Source organism: bacterium, from assembly GCA_024224155.1.
GTDB lineage: Bacteria > Acidobacteriota > Thermoanaerobaculia > Multivoradales > JAHEKO01 > CALZIK01.
Genome location: JAAENP010000136.1, coordinates 1 through 1,188 on the forward strand (window position 1 = coordinate 1; position 1,188 = coordinate 1,188).

At 63.0% G+C, this 1,188-nt stretch carries 3 protein-coding genes; all 3 read right to left on the bottom strand.

The annotated features are described in order from the left end of the window. Positions 1–126: 126 nt before the first annotated feature. Positions 127–423 (bottom strand): cell division protein ZapA, encoded by a 297-nt coding sequence (locus tag GY769_07580; GenBank protein ID MCP4201777.1) that lies wholly within the window; start codon positions 421–423, stop codon positions 127–129. Between the two features lie 226 nt (positions 424–649). Further along, complete coding sequence (gene zapB, locus GY769_07585) at positions 650–883, bottom strand: cell division protein ZapB (protein MCP4201778.1); 234 nt, start codon at positions 881–883, stop codon at positions 650–652. Between the two features lie 22 nt (positions 884–905). Continuing rightward, positions 906–1,188 (bottom strand): 50S ribosomal protein L20 (gene rplT, locus GY769_07590; GenBank protein ID MCP4201779.1); only part of this gene is annotated, 283 nt, incomplete at its 5' end.

Consider the following 1,188-nt stretch of genomic DNA (forward strand, 5'->3'; position numbering starts at 1 on the left):
GTATCTAGACTCCCTAGTCTAAAATGTTGGTTCTAGAGTACTCAGTAATCCATCACCAACCACACAGGGGATGCATGACTCGGTGTTTTTACAGTGCGAGCGATATCGTCTCCCGGCGTTGCACGTTCAGGTATCCAAGGCTTCGGTGAGCTTGCCGGTCAACTCCTCCACTTTTTCCATCATTTCGACCCGTTCCCCTTCTTGCTGATTGTTGCATTGAAGCAGCTCGTCCGCCAGGTTGAGCGCGGCCAGGATGGCGATTTTCCCGCTGTCGACCACGGGGACGTGACGGCTGATGTCACGCATCTTGCCGTCGACGACGTCGGCCAACCTCCGCAGGTATTCCGGGTCCTGTTCGCCTCGTACGTGGTACACGGAACCGAAGATCTCCACGTCGATCGAGGTGGTGCCTTTCGAGGCCATCTTGGAATCCCGCTTCTCTCGAGATCCGGAACGGGCTGCCGCGCCCGATTCCGGACCGTCCGGATCAGATTGCGAAGGCTCGGCATGCCGTGACTCGCTCGCTTGAGCGGCCTCGGCGCCGTCGACCTGGGAGGCAGCGGCCTCGGCGGCCCCGGCCTCATCTGGCAAACTCTGCTCTGTCAGAGAGTTAGACACCCGGTCACTATAGCACAAGGCGGCGAGAGATTCAGTCCTCCAGCAGCTTGCCGAGGTGACCGACGAGCTTTTCCACCCGCTGGCGGATGTCGTCGCGTTCCTCGGTCCAGCCGGCCACGTCCTTGGCGTCGGGCGCCGCTTCGAGCTGTGCCTCGAGCTCGGTGATCCGTTTCTGGAGTTTGTCGTTCCGCGCCTGGAGGTCACCCAGGCGCTCCGAAGCTTCCTGGACCTTCTCCTCCAGGTCCCGTAGCCAGGCCGTCGTCATCACCTTCCTCCGATCGGGGCGCTCAGTCGGACGGTCGACCATGGGCCTCGAGCGCTTCGGTCGCGGTCGAGGCGAGCTTGGCGAAGGCCTCCGGCTCGCGCACGGCGAGATCGGCCAGCATCTTGCGGTCGAGATGGCTGCCGGCCTTCTTCAAGCCGTCCATGAACCGGCTGTAGGACAGGCCATTGACACGCGCGGCGGCGTTGATGCGGGCGATCCACAGGCGCCGGAACTGGCGCTTGCGCTGCCGCCGGTCACGGTAGGAGAAAGCGAGGGCGCGGTCGACCGCCTGTTTGGCGATGCGA